This window comes from Sphingobium vermicomposti (genome assembly GCF_011762025.1).
Lineage (GTDB): Bacteria > Pseudomonadota > Alphaproteobacteria > Sphingomonadales > Sphingomonadaceae > Sphingobium > Sphingobium vermicomposti.
Window position 1 is genome coordinate 142,706 of the sequence record NZ_JAASQR010000001.1, and the last position, 16,526, is coordinate 159,231.

A 16,526-nucleotide genomic window follows, 5' to 3' on the forward strand; every position below is an offset into this window, starting at 1 on the left:
CTTCGAAGTTCAGCGCGAACGGTTTTTCAGGAAAGAGACTTTCGAAATAGCAACGAGAGGTTGTTGGCGGGCATTTCGACCAGCCGGTGGAATGCGAGTCCTTCCGCCTCTGCTGCCGCGATGACCTCTTCGACCTGGCGCAGGCCCCATTGCGGGTCGCGGGCTTTAAGCGAGGCGTGGAAGGCGAGATTGCTGGGCGCGGTTGCCACGCCTTCGCGCAGATAAGGGCCGTAGAGATAGAGCAGGCCGCCTGACGGCAGCGCCTGCCCTGCCCCCTTCAGCAGCCCGAGCGTCGCGGTCCAGGGGCTGATATGCGCCATGTTGATGCAGAGGATTGCGTCGGCCCGCGCGATTGGCCAGTCGCGCGTCGCGTCCAGCAAAAGCGGTGGACGCAGGTTGGGAAGATCGGCTTCCGCGCGCCATGCCTCAATCGATGCGAGTGCCGTCGGATCGGGATCGCTGGGCTGCCAGTCGAGTTGCGGCAGAGCCGCGGCGAAGTGAACCGCATGTTCGCCGCTGCCGCTCGCCACTTCCAGCACCAGGCCGGACGGGGGAAGCTCATCCCGCAATATGGTCAGGATCGCGTCGCGGTTGCGCCGCGTGGCGGGAGCGTGACGCTTGCCCGCCACGGCGCGGCCGGAACCGGGTTCCCACGGTTCCGGCTTGTCCATCATTCCGCCGCCTGCGCCAGCGCCGGGTCGGCCCAGGTCAGGACCGGCTTGCGCGCGGCCAGCGTTTCATCCAGGCGGCGGCGTGGAGCATGGTAGGGCGCGCCCTTCAGCGCCTCATCCCCCGCCTTCGCCCTTTCAGCCAGGCTGCGCAGCGCCATGATGAACTGGTCCAGCGCCGCTTTGCTTTCCGTTTCGGTCGGTTCGACCAGCATCGCGCCATGGACGACCAGCGGGAAATACATGGTCATCGGGTGGAAGCCCTCGTCAATCAGCCCCTTGGCAATGTCGAGCGTGGTGAAGCCTTCGGCCAGCCCCTTGTCGCTGAACAGCGCCTCATGCATGCACGGGCCGCTGGCACCGAACGGAGCGTCCAGCACATCGTCCAGGCTGCGCAGGATATAGTTGGCGTTCAGCACCGCATCGCTCGCCACCTGGCGCAGGCCATCGGCGCCATGGCTCAATATATAGGCCAGCGCGCGGGTGAACATGCCCATCTGGCCGTGGAAGGCGACCATGCGACCGAAGGTCGAACGATGATGCTGCTCGGCGGTTTCTTCCTCCACCAACACAAACTGGTCGCCCTTGCGTTCGACGAAGGGCAGCGGCGCGAAGGGAGTCAGCGCTTGTGACAGCACCACGGGGCCGGAACCGGGGCCGCCGCCGCCATGGGGCGTCGAAAAGGTCTTGTGCAGGTTGATGTGCATCGCATCGACGCCCAGGTCGCCGGGGCGAACCCGCCCGACAATGGCGTTGAAGTTCGCGCCGTCGCAATAGACGAAGGCTCCAGCAGCGTGGACCGCGTCGGAAATCGTCTTCATTTCGCGTTCGAACAGGCCGCAGGTGTTGGGGTTGGTGATCATCACCGCCGCCACATCAGGGCCAAGCCGCCCCTTCAAGGCTTCCAGATCGACGCGGCCATCGGGGGTCGCGGGAATATCTTCGACCTTGTACCCGCAAAAGGCCGCCGTGGCCGGGTTGGTGCCATGCGCGCTTTCAGGCACCAGCACGACGCTGCGGGCGTCGCCGCGCGCTTCCAGTGCGGCGCGGATCGCGAGCAGGCCGCATAGTTCGCCATGCGCGCCTGCCTTGGGGCTCATTGCGACCGAATGCATACCGGTCAGCGTGACCAGCCATTGCGCCAGTTCATGGATGACAGCGAGCGCGCCCTGTACCGTCGATTGCGGCGCGAGAGGGTGCAGATCGGCGAAGCCGGGCATCCGCGCGACCTTTTCATTCAGGCGCGGGTTGTGCTTCATCGTGCAACTGCCCAGCGGGAATAGGCCCAGGTCAATGGCGTAATTCTGGCGGCTGAGGCGGGTATAGTGACGCACCGTTTCCTGTTCCGACAGGCCGGGCAGGCCGATGCTGTCGGTGCGGGCGAGGTTGCCGATGCGGCTGGCGACGGGGGGAATCTCCCCAAAATCGACGCCGGTGGTGCCGGTCGAGCCGATCTCAAAGATCAGCGCTTCTTCCAGCATCAGCGCGCGATTGCCGGTAGCGGTCGCGGGGGCCATATGTGCTTCCTTGACAGGCACGGGGGTGGTGGGGCGGCCTTCCCTCATCATGGTCATGCGAACAAACCTTTCACCACAACGCGTTCGCCCTGCGCTTGTCGAAGGGCTGCATTTTTCTTCGAATGGAAGGACTGGGCTTCGACAAGCTCAGCCCGAACGGAGGAGGGAAACGCGCTCATGCCAGTTCCTCCTCAAGCGCCTGGGCAAAGGCTTCGATATCCTCCGCCGTCACGGTTTCAGTCACTGCCACGACCAGACCGTGGCCGATGTCCGGCGCGTCGGGGAACAATCGGCCCAGCGATACGCCGCCCAGCACGCCCTTGTCGGCGAGGTTGCGGACGACTTCGCGGGCGTCCTTCGACAGGATCAGCGTAAATTCGTTGAAGAAACTGTCGTTCATCAGCGTGACGCCCGGCACCTTGCTCAGGCGGTCAGCGGCCTGGCACGCCAGTGCATGGTTGAGACCGGCGAGGTCACGCAGTCCCTTTTCGCCCAGCAGCGTCATGTGGATGCTGAACGCCAGCGCACACAGGCCTGAGTTGGTGCAGATGTTGGACGTCGCCTTTTCACGGCGAATATGCTGTTCGCGGGTCGAAAGGGTCAGCACGAAGCCGCGCTTGCCCGCTGCATCGACTGTTTCGCCACAGAGGCGGCCCGGCATCTGCCGGACATATTTCTGTTTGCAGGCAAAGAGGCCGAGATAGGGGCCGCCGAATTGAAGGCCTACGCCGATCGACTGCCCTTCGCCGACGACGATGTCCGCGCCCATATCGCCCGGAGCCTTGATCGCGCCAAGGGCCACTGGCTCCGTCACGACAACCACCAGCAGCGCGCCCGCTTCATGGGCGGCGTCGGCAATCGGGGTCAGGTCGGCAATGCGGCCCAATATGTCGGGATATTGAACGACGACGCAGCTGGTATCCCGGTCGATGCCCGCGATCAGCGCGTCAATATCGGTCGCGGCGTCAAGGCTGGGCGCTTCATGCACCAGCGCATCGCCGGTGAATTTCGCCATGGTGTTGGCGACGGAGACATAATGCGGATGCAGGCCGGACGACAGGACCGCCTTGCCCCGCTTGGTGATGCGACGGGCCATGCCGATCGCTTCCCAGCAGGCGGTCGACCCGTCATACATTGACGCATTGGCGACATCGCAACCGAGCAGGCGGGCGACCTGCGTCTGGAATTCGAACAGCACCTGCAACGTGCCCTGCGCGATTTCGGGCTGATAGGGCGTGTAGGCGGTCAGGAACTCGCCCCGCTGGATCAGATGGTCGACGCTGGCCGGGATGTGGTGCCTGTAGGCACCCGCGCCCAGAAAGAAGGGCGCTTCCCCCGCCGACAGGTTTTTCCGCGCGAGCGCCGCCATATGGCGCTCGACTTCCAGTTCGCTGGCATGGTCAGGCAGGCCCGCGATCTTGCCGGACAGGCGAGCCTCAGCAGGCACGTCCACGAACAGGTCATCGATCGATTCTGCGCCGATGACGGAGAGCATTTCGCCCCGGTCGCTGTCGGTAAGGGGTAGATAGCGCATATTTCCAAAAACTCCCCCCTCCCTTTCAAGGGAGGGGCTGGGGGTGGGTCGCGAGCGGAGCGAGCGCTGCTCCGTAGCGATAGGGCAGACGCTCCCTGCGGTCGCGACCCACCCCTTCCCCCTCCCTCGAAAGGGAGGGGCTTATTTTAGAGCGAGGCCACGAACTTCTTGTAGGCGGCTTCGTTCATCAGGCCTTCCAGCTCGCTGGCGTCGGTGATGCGCAGCTTGAAGAACCAGCCATCCTCCTCCGCATCGCTGTTCACCAGCGCGGGTTCGTCCTCCAACGCGCCGTTGGCTTCGACGACTTCGCCGGAAATCGGCGCATAGACGTCGGACGCGGCCTTGACGGATTCCACGACGGCGGCGTCGTCGCCCTTGTCAAACGTCGCGCCTTCGACGGGCAGTTCGACGAACACGATGTCGCCCAGCTGTTCCTGCGCATAATCGGTGATGCCGACCGTCGCGATTTCGTCCTCTACGTCGATCCATTCATGTTCTTCGGTAAAATAGCGGCTCATGGTTATTCTCCCCTCGGAAAAGTGGGTCATGCCTTGCGGCGGTAACGGTGCGGCACGAACGGCATCGGCGCGACGGTGGCGGCGATGCGCTTGCCGCGCACTTCGATTTCAAGCGCGGTGTCGATGGCGGCATGGGGCAGGCTGACCCAGCCCATCGCAATCGGCGCGCCCACGGTCGGCGCAAAGCCGCCGGACGTAACCTCGCCCACCAGCACGTCGCCGGCAAAGATGTTCGCGCCCTCACGCGCAGGCAGGCGGCCGTCGATCTTCAGGCCCACGCGGCGGCTGCCCGGCCCTTCGGCCAGTTCCTTCATCACGCGGGCATGGCCGATGAAGCCGCCTTCTTCGCGGCGGCGCTTTTGGATGGCGAAGCCAAGGTCCGCGCCGATCGTGCTGACGGCGGGGGTCAGGTCATGGCCGTAGAGCGGCAGGCCCGCCTCCAGCCGCAGCGAATCGCGCGCGCCAAGACCGATGGGCTTCACCTGCGGCAGTTCGCAGAGCGCGTCCGCCAGCAGCTTTGCGTCGTCCGCCGGAAGGCTGATTTCGAACCCGTCTTCGCCGGTATAGCCCGACCGGCTGATCCACAGCGGGACGCCGCGCCATTCGAACAGGCCGGATTGCATGAACAGAAGGTCGGCGGTTCCGGGGACAAGGGCGGCCATCGCCTCCCCGGCTTCCGGTCCCTGCAGCGCAAGCAGCGCCTGTTCGTCCATATGGTTCATGACGACTTCGTCAGGCAGATGTTCGATCACCCAGCCGATATCGTCATATTTGGTCGCGCCGTTGACGACCATGTAGATGTCCGCACCGTCGAATGCGCCGTCGCCGACCCGCGAGACCATCAGGTCGTCGAGAATCCCGCCTTCTTCGTCAAGCAGCATCGAATAGCGTTGGCGAAAGGGTTTCAGCCCCTTGATATCGCTTGGCAAAAGCTGTTCCAGCGCGTCGTCTACGCCCCGACCCTCGCTATCATCCGAAAAGGTCAGCTGCCCCATGTGGCTGACGTCGAACAGCCCGGCATGTTCGCGCGTCCAGCTATGTTCGGCCATGATGCCTTCATACTGGATCGGCATGTGATAGCCGGCAAAGCCGACCATGCGCGCGCCCTTTGCGCGGTGCCACGCGTCGAGCGGCAATGGCTGCAGCGGCAATTCTTCTTCGAGATGAGTGACGTCTTCATTGCCGGACATGAGCGGCCTTTCCGTGCGGGTTTACGGGCGACAAACGCACATGGCCGCAGTCGGACCCATGCGCATTGCCACCCCCTCTGTCACGGGACCTGAGAGCTTTGACCACCGGTCAGGCGACCGGATGGCTTACCCCTTCGGTGGGACGGCGTTAAACGCAGTCCGCTTTCCAGAGTGCCTGCCCATGATGCGGTCCTTTGGCCTGAGAGATTCCGGGGCGGTTGCTCCTTCGGCGACGGGGTGGCCTCAAAGGCTTCCCATCCTCTCCCGCATCATGTCCAAAGGCCGAATCCAATCGGCCCGTGAAGACGCCTTCGCATTGCTGGAATTGGAGCGCGCCGTCAATCGCTCAATCGGCTCCCTCCTCCTTTGCCAGCCGCCCGGCAAGGACGCGCGCGGCCTTTCGCAGCCGGTCCAGCTCTGCCGTGTCGCCGGGATCATCCAGCCTGACGTCATCCAGATTATCGTCACCCTCAAACAGGCGCAGAAAGTGATCGACTCCGGCGAAATTGGAATCGGCGACCAGATGGCGGCAAAGATCCACCTTGCCCGACCAGATGCGATCCCCATGGACGCGCAGGAAGATCGAAAGATCCTCCAACTGGACTGCGAGCGCGGCGATCTGGGGATGCAGGTTCATGACGACAGGCCTACGCCCGGCGCGGGTCCGAAGCAATCACGGCTGCGTCAGGCGGGCAGCGCTTCCCCGAATAACTCGGCATGACGCCTTTCGGCATAGCGGTCGGTCATGCCCGCGATAAAGTCGGCGACGTGGCGGCTGCGGCGCGGTTCATCCAGCGAGCAATCGTCGCGCCATTCCGGCGGCATCAGGCCGGGTTGTTCGCGATAGGCCTGGAAGAGGTCCCTAACGATGATGCGGGCGCGGTCGGCTGCGGCTTGTTGCGAGGGATGATGGTATAGCATGGCGTACATGAAGCGTTTGAGGTCGCGTTCCTGCGCCGCAAGTTCGGGGGAAAAGCCGACCAGCGTCTCCCCCGCCGCGCGGACATCATCGACCGTGCGCACGCCCGACCGGCGGATGTTCTCTCGCGTGGCGGCGATCAGGTCGTTGGCCATGACGCCGATCTGTTCCCGCACCAGTTCGCGCAGCAGCCGGTCCTGCGCCACGTCAGGATAGCGGGCGCGCACCCGGTCCCAGCAGCTTTTCACCAGCGGCACGGTCATCAGCTGATCCAGCGTCAGCAATCCCGCGCGCAGGCCATCGTCAATGTCGTGATTGTCATAGGCAATGTCGTCGGACACCGCCGCCAGCTGCGCTTCCAGCGACGCATGGCGGCCAAGGTCGAGCGGCAGCAGCGCGTCGACTTCCCGCATTGCCCAACCGGGATGGTCGATGGGGCCATTGTGCTTCGCCAGCCCTTCCAGCATTTCCCAACTGAGGTTCAACCCCTGAAATAGCGGATAGGGCGATTCCAGCAGCATGAGCGTGCGCAGCGTGTGGGCATTATGATCGAACCCGCCATGATCATCGAGCGCCGCCTCCAGCGCATCTTCCCCCGCATGGCCGAAGGGCGGGTGGCCGATGTCATGGGCCAGGCAAAGCGCCTCGGTCAGATCTTCGTTGAGGCCGAGCGTGCGGGCGGTGGTGCGGCCGATCTGCGCGACTTCCAGGCTGTGGGTCAGCCGGACGCGGAAATGGTCGCCATCGGGGGACACGAACACCTGCGTTTTATGGCGCAGGCGGCGGAAGGCGATGGAATGAATGATGCGGTCGCGGTCGCGCTGAAAAACATCGCGCGGGCCGCGAACCTCCCCCCCGATTTCAGGATGGAGCCGCCCACGACTGTGGTCCGGGTGCGACGCATAGGTGGCGAGGGTCGTCATGCGGGAGCCTTTACTTGGCTGCCAGCCGTTCGACCACTTCGCCCGCGTCGCTTTGCCAGGCGAAGGCGTCAGCCCCCGCCCCTTTCAGCTTCGATTCCACGGTTTTGGCGCGGGTGAAGCTGGCAAAGGGACCAATCAGCAAACGGTTGGTGCGGCCCCAACTGGCGACCCAGCCATCCTGCGGGGCGACATCATCATATTTGCGACGCAGATTTTTGAGCGTGAAGGCCAGCGCGCCACGATCGCTGCCGATGCCAAGCTGCACCCAGTTGCGCGCCGGATTGGCCGCCAGTTTGGCCTTTTCCTCCGCCGCCTTCTTTGCCTTTGCATCGGCCTCAGCCTTTACCTTGGCGGCGGCTGCGGCCTTGGCCTTTGCGGCCTGCGCAGCCTTTTTCGCCTGTTCGTCGGCGGCTTGCTGTTCGGCTCTGCGCGCTGCCTGAAGCGCCGCAACCTCCGCCAGATCGACGGCGGCTACCGTTGGACGCCGTTCGGAATCGGGCACGTCGAGGGTGCGAATGATGTCAGCGAGTGTCCGCGTTGCTGCCGGGTCAGGTTGCGGCGCGGCGGTTGGGGACGCGGCAGGCTGAGCAGGCGTGGGCTGGACGATCTGCGCCGGGGCTTGAGCAGCAGGGGCGGGTTGGGTCGCGGCGGGTTGAGCCGAGAGGGACTCGAAGCCCGGTGCGGGTGGCCCCTGGACCTGTGCGCTGGCCGACGCAGATGGGCGTGCCGGGGTGGTCGTCAGCGGCGTAGAGGACGGGGCGGGGCGTGCCTGCTCCGGTTCGACCGGCGTCGTCGCGGTGGTGGTAGCAGCGCGCGTCTGGACGGAGGCGGACGGAGCGACACGATTGTCCACGCGGGCAAGCGCCGTGGTTTTCCCCGATTGCAGCGGCACCCGCGACTGCCCTGCCGGAGCTGCCGTTGCCGTTGCGGGAGCAGCCTGTGACGGAGCAACGGACGATGGCGTGGCGGGTAGTGGCGCAGGCGTCGGCGTTACGGCGGCGATCGCGGACCCTATCGTCGTCGGGAAGTGGCCGAAATGCACCGCCGCAGCTTTCTGCGCTGCGGTGAGATAGGGCATTTTGAGCATGTAGGGCGTGATCGCAGCGGCAAGCTGGGCTGGCATGGTCTGGCTGGCGATCTTGCGCGCGTCGTCCTGACGGTTGTTCATCGCCAGGATGAAGGCCCGGAAACGCCACGCTGGCCGGTCGCTCTTGTACAAAAGCGGTTGAAGCACCTTGTCCGCCGCTTCCACCTGGCCGGAGATTCCGAGCGAGGCAGCATAGCGATAGGTGAGTTCGGCGTCGTCCGGCGTGCGCTTGAGCCCGGCCTGATAATCCCGCTGCGCCCCGGCCTGATCGCCAGTCAGGTCCCGCGCCAATCCGCGATCGCTGAGCAACGTCGCTTCGGGATAGCCGAGCTTTGTCGCCTGGTCGAACATGCGCAGTGCTTCGGTGGGGTTCTGCGTTTTCAGCATGATCCTGCCCAGACCCGCCTTTACGCGGCCATTGTTCGGCTGGATCATATCGGCGCGGGCGAAGAACCCGGCGGCAGCGCGCATGTCGTCCAGATCAATCGCAGCCTCACCCGCTCCGATCAGCGCGTCCACATCGCGCGGGTTGGAGGCAAGGCGTGAAAGATGGCGATTGAGATTTTCGGTGCTGGGCGGGCGAATAGCCTGCACCATCCCTGGTTGCGCGTGAGCAGCCCCCGCTACAAGCAGGCCCGCAATGAACGATATAGCCGAAAGTTTCACACCATCCCTTTAGCGAATTGCTGCGTGAATGGACAATTTACCATGACGAAAAGCGCGCCGGATCGCCTTGGGCGACCGACGGCGCGCTCTTGAACCGCTGGGCAGCGCCCAAGGATTACTGATTGCTCTGACGATTGAGGAAACGCGGAATGTCCGGAGTGGCCGCATCGTCGTCAGCCGACGGCGCGACCTTGTCCGCCCCACGGGTCAGGCCGGCCATCCGTTCGAACAACGTGCCGCCGGTAGCGACGCGCGGCGCGGGCTGCGACACAGCGGCGGGAGCCGGAGTGGGGCGAGCCTGTTCCGGTTCTGCTTCTGCCTCTTCGGCACCCAGCAGCAGTTCGTCCTGCGACGGGTCCTCGTCCGAGAAAACAGCCGCCGGGCGCGACGACGCAGGCTTTTCGGCAACAGGCGGAGCCAAAGGCGCGGGTTCAGGCGCGGCAGGAACGTCCAGTTCCAGCGGTTCCGGCTCCGCTTCCAGTTCTGCGGCAGGGGCGGGTGTCGGAGCGGGCTGCGGCGCAGGGCGCGACGGTGCGGCGGCGGTGGGAACCGAAACAGCCGGACGGCTCGCAAAGCTGAATGGCTGGGTCAGCGGCGCTGCGCCAGCCGTCATGTCGCTGTCGATGCCGGTCGCCACGACGGAAACGCGGATCTTGCCGTTGAGGCCGTCATTGAAGGCGGAACCCCAGATGATGTTCGCGTCCGGGTCGACCAGTTCGCGGATATGGTTGGCGGCTTCGTCCACTTCCATCAGGCGCATGTCTTCGCCGCCGACGATGGATACGATCACACCCTTCGCGCCGCGCATCGAAACGCCGTCGAGCAGCGGGTTGGCAATCGCCTTTTCAGCGGCCTGCAACGCGCGGCCATCGCCTTCGGCTTCGCCCGTGCCCATCATCGCCTTGCCCATTTCGCCCATCACCGACCGGACGTCGGCGAAGTCGAGGTTGATAAGGCCCGGCATGACCATCAGGTCGGTGATGCCGCGAACACCCTGTTGCAGCACCTCGTCCGCCATCTGGAAGGCTTCCTTGAAGGTGGTGTTGGGGTTGGCGATCAGGAACAGATTCTGGTTCGGAATGACGATGAGCGTGTCGACATGCTTCTGCAGTTCGTCGATGCCCGATTCCGCCGACTTCATGCGGCGATTGCCTTCAAAGGTGAAGGGTTTGGTCACGACGCCGACGGTCAGGATGCCCTTGTCGCGCGCAGCCTTGGCAATGACGGGAGCAGCGCCAGTGCCGGTGCCGCCGCCCATGCCAGCGGCGATAAAGCACATGTGCGCGCCGTTCAGAGCCTCTTCGACCGAAACAATCGTTTCTTCGGCTGCAGCCTTGCCGATTTCAGGACGCGATCCGGCGCCCAGCCCTTCGGTGATCTGCGGGCCAAGCTGGATCCGACGCTCCGCAGGCGAGGCGTTGAGCGCCTGCGCATCGGTATTGGCGACAATGAAATCCACACCTTCAACCGACGCAGCGATCATGTTCGCAATGGCATTGCCGCCCGCGCCGCCGACGCCGATCACCGCAATACGTGGCTTCAGTTCATCCACATGCGGTGGGCTGATTTCAATGCTCATAAATATTAGCTCCCTTTAGCTCCGGCGACGTGAGCCAAACTGTCATCGAAGGTTAATGCAACAGATGATGGCGTATTTCACTAGTAAAATTCGTTTAGCTTTCGATTATTCAATAGTTGGTCTTGATAGCGCGGACCATACGCTGCCACCATTGCGGCGCACCGATACGGTGCACGGTCTGCGGGGTCGTTGCTATCGCCCTAAGGTCAACCGGGTTCGAAGCGCCATAAAGCGCAAGTCCGGCCAAAGTGGCGAAGGCCGGGCCGCTATGCGCTTCGGGCAGGGCCGCCAATCCGCGGGGCCGCCCGATCCGCACCGCACGGCCCAGCGCGCCCTGGGCATAGTCGGCAATCCCCTTCATTTCCGCGCCGCCGCCGGTCAGCACGACCTGACGCCCTGTCGGCGTGTTGAAGCCCATCCCGGCCAGCGCGGCGTTGATTTCCGTCATCAACTGGTTCAGCCGTTCGCAAATCACCGCGACCAGCGCGGCGCGCGTAATCTTGCCACCGTCGGCGTTCGGCCCGGCGCTCTGGCCCGGCAACGCGACGTCGCCATGGGGCGGCGCGATCTCAATCATCTCGCGGAAATCGCGGCGGTTCTGCATCGCCGATCCGTAAAAGCATTTGATCCGTTCCGCCTGGCTGCGGCGGATGCCAAAGGCTGAGGCGATGTCGTCGGTAATGTCGGCCGCGCCAATCGGGATGCTGTGCAGGCCCACCAGCATGCCGCCTGCGTAAAGGGATACGTTGGTGACGCCTGCGCCCATCTCTATCAGAGCGACCCCCAGGTCCCTTTCCTCTTCGGACAGGCAGGCAAGGCCGGTCGCGATCGGGGATGCGACGATGCTGTTGACGTTCAGATATGCGCCACGCACGCACAGGTCCAGATTGGCGAGCGGCGCGCCATCCGCCAGCACGACATGGATATCCACGCCCAGCAGGTCGGCGTGCATGCCAAGCGGCTTTTTTACCGGGACCCGGCCATTGATGGTGAAACAGGTAGGCTGGGCATGCAGAACGACGCGGCCATCGGGGTCGATGCCCTGTTGGCCGGTGGTCAGCAGATCGTCGATGTCGGACTGTTCGATGCGGTAGCCGCCCATGTCGCGTTCGACCGTGACGACGTCGCTGACCAGGCTGCCGCCCGAAAAGCTGACCCACACATCTTCGATATTGGTGCCCGCGACCCGTTCGGCCTGCTCCACCGTTTCGCGCACGGCCAGTTCGGTGCGTTCCATATCGGCGATGAAACCACGGCGCACGCCCCGGCTTTCCCGCTGGCCAGTGCCCAGGATCGCCAGTTCGCCCGCTTCGGTCCGCCCGGCGATGAGCGCCGACACTTTCCACGATCCGATGTCGATTGCGGTGACGAGCTTTTCGACCTTAGGCTGGGCCACTGGGTCAGCCCTCCTCGCCCACGGGCGCGGCATCAGCTTCGGCTTTGCCTGCCTCCGCCGCGACGGGCTTGTCCCGTGCCTGGTCGCGCGGCAGGCGCAGGACGAAGCGGTCCGGGTCGCGCATGTCGAATTTCACGATGCCCCGGCCCAGCAAGCGGTTGACGCCATCCATACGGGCAAAATTGACGAGGGCGGTGGCAGAGGACCTGTCTCCTTCCGGCAGGGAAAGCGTTTCCCCCGACTGAAAGCGCAGATCCCAGCGACGGTTCCCGACCCATGTCGCCCCAGCCAGCATGGGTTTGAGCGCAGGGGCGTTTTCCATCAGCTTGTTCAGGCCCGCCGTCTGCAGATTGGCGCTAGGCCCGACGACCAGCGGCAGGTCGGGCATGGCGCTGGCAGACACGGATTGCAGCACGACGCCGTGCACATCGATCAGGTGCAGCTGACCATCATGCTGCCACACCGCAACCGGGTCGCGCTCGACAATGTCAACCACCAGCGTGTCGGGCAGGCGGCGGGAAATGCGCGCGTCCTTGACCCAGCCAAGCTGCAACATTTCCGACCGCACCCTGGGCAGGTCGAGCGAGAGCATCGAACGGTCCACCTGGCCCAGCGCGATATTATAGACCGGCAGTTCGTCCATCCGTTCGACGCCGCGAACTTCGACCTTCTGCACTTCAAAACCGGCATTGGCCGCGACCTCCGCCGCTTTTTGCCCGGCCATGGCGGGAACGCCCATCAGCACGGCGATGCCGCCCACGACAGCCACCGCGATGCCAACGATCGCCCAGCTGGCCATGCGCTGCAACATATCTTCGCTGACCGGCAGCGCATGGACCATGCGCCCGATCCAGGACCGGCGCTTACTGGGCCGTCCCCGCGCGCCGCCCTTGCGTCCGCCCATGGATGCGGTCTGCGACAGCCGCGCCGTGCCGCCGCGCCGGATGCGTGCTTCAGCCATGCCCTGCCCCTTGTCTTTCCTGTGCCTGGCTCAAGGCATCCTCGACGATCCGTTCGACCAGTTCGGCATATTCGATGCCCAGCCTCGCCGCCTGTTCGGGGACCAGGCTGAGCGGCGTCATGCCCGGCTGGGTATTCACTTCCAGAAGGAACAGCCCCTCCACCCCCTGCGTGTCGTCCCAGCGGAAGTCGGAACGCGACGCGCCCCTGCACCCCAGCAGCTGATGCGCGCGCAGGGCGATGGCCTTGCACGCCTCACCAATGTCGTTGGGAATGTCGGCGGGGCAGACATGTTCGGTCATGCCGTCGGTATATTTGGCGTCGAAATCGTAAAAGCCGCTCTTTGGGCGCAGCTCCGTCACCAACAAGGCTTCATCGCCCAGCACGGCGGTGGTGAGTTCCCGGCCACGAATATAGGGTTCGGCGAGCAGCTGGTCGAAATGCTGCCACGGCCCCTCGACATCGCGGCCGATGGGCGATCCGTAATTGCCATCCTGCGTCACGATGGCGACGCCCACCGAGCTGCCTTCATTGACCGGTTTCACCACATAGGGGCGCGGCAGGGGATCGGCTTCGAACAGGCTGGCGCTGTCGACGATGTGGCCGCCGGGCATGGGGATGCCGTGAGGGACAAGCGCCTGCTTGGTCAGTTGCTTGTCGATGGCGATGACCGACGTGGCGAGACCGGAATGGGTGTAGGTCAGGCCCATCAGGTCCATCATGCCCTGCACCGTGCCGTCCTCTCCCGGAACGCCGTGAAGCGCGTTGAAGACCACGTCCGCTCCGGCTTCGGTCAGGCGTTGTGCCACGTCGCGGTCCATGTCGATCCGCGTTACCTGATGGCCGCGCGATTCCAGCGCCTTGGCCACGCCCTCGCCCGAAGACAGCGACACGGAGCGTTCGGCCGACCAGCCGCCCATCAGAACGGCAACATGCCAGGGGCCACGAGTCATGTGTCTTTTCCTTGTGATAGCGGCTCCAGCGGGGACTTGATCCCCACCCGCTGGATTTCCCATTCCAGTTCGACGCCGCTCTTTGCCTTTACCCGGCGGCGGACTTCTTCGCCCAGTGCCTCTATGTCAGCGCTGGTGGCGTCGCCGGTGTTGAGCAGGAAATTAGTGTGCTTTTCGGACACCTGCGCGCCGCCCAGTTGCAGGCCACGGCAACCGGCGTCATCCACCAACGCCCATGCCTTGTGCCCGGCGGGGTTTTTGAAGGTTGAACCGCCGGTCTTGCTGCGCAGCGGCTGGCTTTCTTCCCGAGCGGAGGCGATGCGGTCCATTTCCGCCTGAATGGCGGCAGGGTCACCGGGAACGCCGCGGAATATAGCGCTCACCACGACCGCGCCCTGAGGCAAGCTGCTGTGGCGGTAGGTATAATCCAGCGCGTCCAGCGACAGCGTCACCTGCTCGCCCGACCGCAGCACGACATCGAATTCGACCAATATGTCGCAGGTTTCGCGGCCATAGGCGCCGCCGTTCATTCGCACGAACCCGCCCACGGTGCCGGGGATCGAACGCAGAAATTCAAGCCCGGCTATTCCTGCGTCGCGCGCGGTGGAGGACACCAATATGCCGGACGCGCCGCCGCCGCAACGAAGCGCGGTCGCGTCGACCTGCTCCACCCTGGCGAACGGCTTGCCCAGGCGCACGACCACGCCCGGCACGCCGCCATCGCGCACGATCAGGTTGGAACCCAGGCCCAGCGCCATCACCGGAACATCGGGGTCGAGACGCGCCAGAAAATCGGAAAGATCCTGCGCGTCCTTCGGTTCGAACAGCCATTGCGCGGCCCCGCCCGCCTTGAACCAGACCAGCGGAGCCAGCGGCGCATCAGCCTTCAGAGTGCCGCGAACCGGAGGAAGGGCCGCCGCGATCAGCGTCAAGCGCCCATTCCCCACAGCCGCATCCAGCGCGTGATCGCCTTTGCCCCCGCCTCTCCCGCAGGCGTGGCCGCTAGCCCAGCATCGACGTTACGTTGCGCGGTTTCCACCATGTCCTGCGCCGCTTCGATGCCCTGCATGTGGATGTCGATCATCCGCTTCTGCATTTCCAAGCCGACGCTTAACAGTTCGAACATCAGGCCGCTTCCTTTTGCGCCACTGCCGCCGCAAGGCCGGCCGCCCATTTGGTGATGTCGCCCGCGCCCAGGCAGATGATCATGTCGCCATCCTGACAATCCTGCGCGATGGCACGGGCAAGGTCGTCCGCGCCCTCAATCGTCGCGGCGTGGCGGTGGCCCCGGCGCTTTAGCCCGGCGACCAGTTCGGCGCTGTCCACGCCGTCGATCGGCTGTTCGCCCGCCGCATAGACCGGCGCGGCATAGACGATGTCGGCGTCGTTGAACGCCTGCTGGAATTCATCCATCAGGTCGCGCAGACGCGTGTAACGATGCGGTTGCACCACGGCGATGACGCGGCCCCCGCTGGCCGAAGCAGGCAGGCCTTCCCGCGCGGCGGCGAGCACGGCTTTGATCTCGACCGGGTGGTGCCCATAATCGTCGATGACGGTCGCAACGCCTTGCCCAGCGCGGATTTCGCCCACCTTGGTGAAGCGGCGTTTCACGCCCCCAAACTTGGCAAAGCCGGTCTGGATGGTCGCGTCGTCAATCCCCATCTGCAGCGCCACGCCGATCGCCGCCATGGCGTTCAGGACATTGTGGCGGCCCGGCATCGGCATTTCGATGCCTTCGATGCGGCGGATCGATCCGTCGCGCTCGCGGATCTGCACGTCAAATCGGTTGCCGCCCGGAATCGGCTGGACATTTTCGCCGCGGATGTCGGCCTGCGCCGAAAAGCCGTAGGTGACGATGCGGCGATCCTGCACGCGGGGAAGGATCGCCTGAACTTCGGGATGGTCGAGGCACAGCATCGCCGCGCCGTAAAAAGGCACATTTTCGACGAATTCGACAAAGGCGTCCTTCACTTTGTCGAAGCTGCCATAATGGTCGAGATGTTCAGGGTCGATATTGGTGACGACCGCCAGCGTGCCGTCCAGCCGCAGGAAGCTGCCGTCGCTTTCATCGGCTTCGACTACCATCCAGTCACTCTTGCCCAGGCGGGCGTTGGAACCATAGCTGTTGATGATGCCGCCATTGATGACGGTCGGGTCCACGCCCCCCGCGTCCAGCAGCGCCGCGACCATGGACGTGGTCGTCGTCTTGCCATGCGTGCCCGCAATCGCGACGGTCGATTTGAGCCGCATCAGTTCCGCCAGCATTTCCGCGCGGCGAATGACGGGCACGCGCTTTTCCAGCGCCAGATCGACTTCGGGATTACCCTTCTTGATCGCGGTAGAGGTCACGACCACGGCGGCGTCGCCCAGATTTTCGGCCTTATGACCGATCATCACCGCAATGCCCTTCTTGCGCAGTCCTTCAACGACATAGCCTTCCGCCACGTCGCTGCCCTGAACCTTGTAACCCAGATTGTGCATCACTTCGGCGATACCGGACATGCCAATGCCGCCGATACCGATGAAATGGATCGTGCCGATGTCGGTGCCGACACCCTTCATGCGCGGGATTCCTTATACGAGAAGCCGTTCAGGCTCAGCCCGAACGGGGAGAGG

16 protein-coding genes and 1 riboswitch are annotated in these 16,526 nt (G+C 64.5%); all 16 genes read right to left on the reverse strand.

Translation table 11 applies throughout. The features are described from left to right. Nucleotides 1–26 precede the first annotated feature (26 nt). Entirely contained in the window at nt 27–674 is a 648-nt protein-coding gene (locus tag FHS54_RS00775) for a DUF938 domain-containing protein (protein WP_167301886.1), read from the reverse strand. After that, on the reverse strand, nt 671–2,242 hold the full coding sequence (gene gcvPB / locus FHS54_RS00780; protein WP_167301887.1) for an aminomethyl-transferring glycine dehydrogenase subunit GcvPB: 1,572 nt from the start codon (nt 2,240–2,242) through the stop codon (nt 671–673). The genes FHS54_RS00775 and gcvPB overlap by 4 nt, the downstream gene beginning before the upstream one ends. Next, the gene (locus tag FHS54_RS16500; protein WP_279589084.1) at nt 2,239–2,364 is read right to left on the reverse strand and encodes a hypothetical protein; all 126 of its coding nucleotides are present in this window, start codon (nt 2,362–2,364) and stop codon (nt 2,239–2,241) included. Before FHS54_RS16500 ends, gcvPB begins: the two co-directional genes overlap by 4 nt. Next, entirely contained in the window at nt 2,361–3,719 is a 1,359-nt protein-coding gene (gcvPA, locus tag FHS54_RS00785; protein WP_167301888.1) for an aminomethyl-transferring glycine dehydrogenase subunit GcvPA, read from the reverse strand. Before gcvPA ends, FHS54_RS16500 begins: the two co-directional genes overlap by 4 nt. A 146-nt stretch (nt 3,720–3,865) precedes the next feature. After that, the gene (gene gcvH, locus FHS54_RS00790) at nt 3,866–4,237 is read right to left on the reverse strand and encodes a glycine cleavage system protein GcvH (RefSeq protein ID WP_167301889.1); all 372 of its coding nucleotides are present in this window, start codon (nt 4,235–4,237) and stop codon (nt 3,866–3,868) included. Nucleotides 4,238–4,263: 26 nt separating this feature from the next. Beyond that, nucleotides 4,264–5,427 carry a glycine cleavage system aminomethyltransferase GcvT gene (gene gcvT, locus FHS54_RS00795; RefSeq protein WP_167301890.1) on the reverse strand — a complete coding sequence of 388 codons (1,164 nt, stop codon included), beginning with the start codon at nt 5,425–5,427 and terminating at the stop codon, nt 4,264–4,266. Between the two features lie 177 nt (nt 5,428–5,604). Continuing rightward, a riboswitch (glycine riboswitch) is annotated at nt 5,605–5,704 on the reverse strand. 69 nt (nt 5,705–5,773) lie between these two features. Beyond that, nucleotides 5,774–6,064, reverse strand: coding sequence for a hypothetical protein (locus FHS54_RS00800; RefSeq protein WP_167301891.1), 291 nt, complete (start codon nt 6,062–6,064; stop codon nt 5,774–5,776). Nucleotides 6,065–6,111: 47 nt separating this feature from the next. Further along, nucleotides 6,112–7,269: a deoxyguanosinetriphosphate triphosphohydrolase gene (locus FHS54_RS00805; protein ID WP_167301892.1), complete on the reverse strand. Its 1,158-nt coding sequence runs from the start codon at nt 7,267–7,269 to the stop codon at nt 6,112–6,114. Nucleotides 7,270–7,279: 10 nt separating this feature from the next. After that, nucleotides 7,280–8,953, reverse strand: coding sequence for a tetratricopeptide repeat protein (locus FHS54_RS00810; RefSeq protein ID WP_167301893.1), 1,674 nt, complete (start codon nt 8,951–8,953; stop codon nt 7,280–7,282). Nucleotides 8,954–9,137: 184 nt separating this feature from the next. After that, nucleotides 9,138–10,601 (reverse strand): cell division protein FtsZ, encoded by a 1,464-nt coding sequence (gene ftsZ / locus FHS54_RS00815; RefSeq protein ID WP_167301894.1) that lies wholly within the window; start codon nt 10,599–10,601, stop codon nt 9,138–9,140. 109 nt (nt 10,602–10,710) lie between these two features. Next, nucleotides 10,711–11,997 (reverse strand): cell division protein FtsA, encoded by a 1,287-nt coding sequence (ftsA, locus tag FHS54_RS00820; protein WP_167301895.1) that lies wholly within the window; start codon nt 11,995–11,997, stop codon nt 10,711–10,713. 4 nt (nt 11,998–12,001) lie between these two features. Continuing rightward, nucleotides 12,002–12,958: a cell division protein FtsQ/DivIB gene (locus FHS54_RS00825; RefSeq protein WP_167301896.1), complete on the reverse strand. Its 957-nt coding sequence runs from the start codon at nt 12,956–12,958 to the stop codon at nt 12,002–12,004. Then, nucleotides 12,951–13,910, reverse strand: a complete 960-nt coding sequence (locus tag FHS54_RS00830; RefSeq protein ID WP_167301897.1) for a D-alanine--D-alanine ligase — start codon at nt 13,908–13,910, stop codon at nt 12,951–12,953. Before FHS54_RS00830 ends, FHS54_RS00825 begins: the two co-directional genes overlap by 8 nt. Then, nucleotides 13,907–14,857, reverse strand: coding sequence for a UDP-N-acetylmuramate dehydrogenase (murB, locus tag FHS54_RS00835; protein WP_167301898.1), 951 nt, complete (start codon nt 14,855–14,857; stop codon nt 13,907–13,909). The genes FHS54_RS00830 and murB overlap by 4 nt, the downstream gene beginning before the upstream one ends. After that, nucleotides 14,839–15,036: a hypothetical protein gene (locus FHS54_RS00840; protein ID WP_167301899.1), complete on the reverse strand. Its 198-nt coding sequence runs from the start codon at nt 15,034–15,036 to the stop codon at nt 14,839–14,841. Before FHS54_RS00840 ends, murB begins: the two co-directional genes overlap by 19 nt. After that, nucleotides 15,036–16,472, reverse strand: a complete 1,437-nt coding sequence (murC, locus tag FHS54_RS00845; RefSeq protein ID WP_167301900.1) for a UDP-N-acetylmuramate--L-alanine ligase — start codon at nt 16,470–16,472, stop codon at nt 15,036–15,038. The genes FHS54_RS00840 and murC overlap by 1 nt, the downstream gene beginning before the upstream one ends. Nucleotides 16,473–16,526 lie beyond the last annotated feature (54 nt).